The organism is Youngiibacter fragilis 232.1 (assembly GCF_000495435.3).
In the GTDB taxonomy this organism is placed as follows: Bacteria; Bacillota; Clostridia; order Clostridiales; family Clostridiaceae; genus Youngiibacter; species Youngiibacter fragilis.
Window position 1 is genome coordinate 1 of record NZ_AXUN02000133.1, and the last position, 949, is coordinate 949.

The window sequence follows — 949 nt, forward strand, 5'->3', positions numbered from 1 at the left end:
CGGATACCTTGACCAATATGGATCTGCAACAGATTCTATACCCTGAACGAAGTGTTGGGTTGGGAAGGAAAATACCTGACTATGAGTACATCTTCAAAGAGCTCGCAAAGCCTGGAGTGACTTTGTCACTGCTTTGGGCTGAGTACTGTGCTGAATGTGCTGATGAGAAGACGATCCCGTACCAACACTCCCAATTTAACGAAAAGTATCATGCTTATGCTGCGTCAAAGAAGGCTACTCTGCGAATTAAGCACAAGCCAGGTGAGCTCATGGAAGTCGACTGGGTTGGAGACACTTTAGCTGTTTACGATAAAGTGTCCGGTGAAGCTATAAAAGCCTATATATTCGTAGCTTGTCTTCCATGCAGCCTCTATGGATACGCTGAAGCATGTCCCGACATGAAATCCAATAATTGGATTCAAGCGCATGTACATGCGTATAACTACTTCGGTGGAGTAACAAGAATCCTGGTAGTGGACAATTTGAAGACAGGGGTAATCAAAAATACAAGGACTGAACTCGTTTTGAACCGATCATACCATGAAATGGCGGAGCACTACGGTACTGCCATAATACCAGCTCGACCGGTATCACCACAGGATAAGCCAAGTGCTGAAGGCACTGTTCGGGTGATGGAGACTTGGATAATGGCTGCACTCAGAAATCGAAAGTTCTTCACGTTTGATGACCTAAACCTTGCAATCCGAGAAAAGCTTATTGAATTCAATACTAAACCCTTTCAGAAAAAGCAAGGAAGCAGGCTCATTGCATTTGAAGAGGAAGAAAGATCGTTCCTCATGCCACTACCTGCTTCTCCGTATGAGACGGCTATCTGGTCAAAAGCCACCATACAACCCGATTATCTCATAACTGTCGGTGAATGCAAATATTCCGTACCTTATGAATTCATCGGGAAAGAAGTTGAAATCCGAAGCACTGAGAAAAGTAT

At 44.2% G+C, this 949-nt stretch carries 1 protein-coding gene; it reads left to right on the top strand.

Going from position 1 to position 949, the window contains the following annotated elements; translation table 11 throughout:
• Positions 1-59 precede the first annotated feature (59 nt).
• The coding region (istA, locus tag T472_RS06665) for an IS21 family transposase (protein WP_242864774.1) at positions 60-949 on the top strand (890 nt) is incomplete at its 3' end.